Raw genomic sequence first — 2427 nt, forward strand, 5'->3', positions numbered from 1 at the left:
CAGGATCTGTCCAACCGCGGCGTCACCGCGCTGGCGATGGACAGCGTGCCGCGTATTTCCCGCGCCCAGAAAATGGATGCGCTGAGCTCCATGGCCAACATCGCCGGCTATCGTGCCGTGGTTGAAGCGGCGCAGCATTTCGGCCGCTTCTTCACCGGCCAGATCACCGCCGCCGGCAAGATCCCGCCGGCCAAGGTGCTGGTGATCGGCGCCGGCGTCGCGGGCCTGGCGGCCATCGGCGCGGCCAAGAGCATGGGCGCCATCGTGCGTGCCTTCGACACCCGCCCCGAGGTGAAGGAGCAGGTCGAGAGCATGGACGGCGAGTTCCTGATGCTGGACTTCCCGAACGAGGACGGCTCGGGTACCGGCGGTTACGCCAAGACCATGAGCCCCGAGTTCATCGCCGCCGAGATGGCGCTGTTCGCCGAGCAGGCGAAAGAGGTGGACATCATCATCACCACCGCGCTGATCCCGGGCAAGCCGGCGCCGGAGCTGATCACCGAAGAGATGGTGAAGAGCATGAAGCCGGGCAGCGTCATCGTCGACCTGGCGGCCGAAGCGGGCGGCAACTGCAAGCTGACCGTCGCCAACGAGGTGGTCGAGAAGCACGGCGTGACCCTGATCGGCTACACCAACCTGCCGAGCCGCCTGGCGGCCCAGGCGAGCCAGCTGTACGCCACCAACCTGCGTCACCTGCTGACCGATCTGTGTCCGGAGAAGGACGGCGAAATCGTCGTCAACATGGAAGACGAGGTCATCCGCGGCGCCACCGTGGTGAAAGAGGGGGAGGTCACCTGGCCGCCGCCCGCGCCGCGGCTGTCGGTGGCACCGAAGGCCGACATGGGCGACAAGGCCCGCGAAGCGGTCGAAAAGGCCGAACCGAAACCGAAACACCCGCTGGCGTTCCTGGCGCCGCTGGCCGTCGCCGGTCTCGCGCTGCTGGGTCTGGGCTCGGTCGCGCCGCCGGACTTCATCGGCCATTTGACGGTCTTCGTGCTGTCCTGCTTCATCGGTTACATGGTGATCTGGGGCGTTTCGCACTCGCTGCACACCCCGCTGATGAGCGTCACCAACGCCATCAGTAGCATCATCGTCATCGGCGCCTTGATACAGATATCGAGCGACAGTCCGCTGGTGGTGATACTGGCAACGCTGGCAGTCTTCATTACCAGCATCAACATCGTCGGCGGCTTCGCCGTGACCCAGCGCATGCTGCGGATGTTCAGGAAATAAGGGCGGAACGATGAACACAGGTGTAATCACAGCTTCCTACATAGGGGCGAGCGCGCTCTTTATCCTCGCGCTCGGTGGCCTCAGCCACCAGGAGTCCGCGCGTCGCGGCAATCTCTACGGCATGCTGGGCATGGGCCTGGCGCTGGTGGTGACGATCTTCGGCATTGTCTCCGACAACTACTTCGTGCTGCTGCTGGGCATGATCGCCGGCGGCGCCATTGGCTGGTACCTGGCGAAAAAGGTCGAAATGACCCAGATGCCGGAACTGGTGGCCATCCTGCACAGCCTGGTCGGTCTGGCGGCGGTGTTCGTCGGCTACGCCAATGCGCTGCAACACAGCGAGCTGTCCGGTGCGGCCAAGACCATTCACGATGTCGAGACCTACATCGGCATCCTGATCGGCGCGGTGACCTTCACCGGCTCCGTGGCGGCCTACCTGAAGCTCAGCGCCAAGATCAGCGGCAAGCCGCTGCAGCTGCCGGGCCGTCACTGGTTCAACGCCGGCCTCGGCGTGCTGGCGGTGATCTTCGGTATCCTGTTCGTGCAGGGCTCGGCGGACGGCGGCGGCCTGGGCTGGCTGGTACTGATGACCCTGATCGCGCTGGTGTTCGGCGTGCACATGGTCGTGGCCATCGGCGGCGCCGACATGCCGGTGGTGGTGTCGATGCTCAACAGCTACTCCGGCTGGGCGGCGGCGGCGATGGGCTTCATGCTCGGCAACGACCTGCTGATCGTGGTCGGTGCGCTGGTCGGCTCCAGCGGTGCCATCCTCAGCTACATCATGTGCAAGGCGATGAACCGCAAGTTCGTCAACGTCATCCTCGGCGGTTTCGGCACCGGTTCCAGCAAGGGTGCAGCGGCTGCTGCGGGTCCTGCCGGGGATGCCGGCGACGTCCATCCGATCGAGGCGGAAGAAGCCGCAGGTCTTTTGGAGCACGCCAAGGAAGTGATGATCCTGCCGGGCTACGGCATGGCGGTGGCCCAGGCGCAGCACACGGTGTTCGAGATCACCAAGAAGCTGCGCGAGAAGGGCGTCAACGTGCGTTTCGGTATCCACCCGGTGGCGGGCCGCATGCCGGGTCACATGAACGTGCTGCTGGCGGAAGCCAAGGTGCCGTACGATATCGTCTACGAAATGGACGAAATCAACGAGGACTTCCCGGACGTCGACGTCTCCGTGGTGATCGGTGCCAA

2 protein-coding genes are annotated in these 2427 nt (G+C 64.9%); both read left to right on the forward strand.

The features are described 5' to 3' along the window. A partial coding sequence (locus IEX85_RS23835) for a Re/Si-specific NAD(P)(+) transhydrogenase subunit alpha (RefSeq protein ID WP_188863146.1) occupies nt 1-1233 on the forward strand: 1233 nt, incomplete at its 5' end. 10 nt (nt 1234-1243) lie between these two features. Then, nucleotides 1244-2427 (forward strand): NAD(P)(+) transhydrogenase (Re/Si-specific) subunit beta (locus tag IEX85_RS23840; RefSeq protein WP_188863147.1); only part of this gene is annotated, 1184 nt, incomplete at its 3' end.

Source organism: Marinobacterium nitratireducens, assembly GCF_014645375.1.
GTDB lineage: Bacteria > Pseudomonadota > Gammaproteobacteria > Pseudomonadales > Balneatricaceae > Marinobacterium_A > Marinobacterium_A nitratireducens.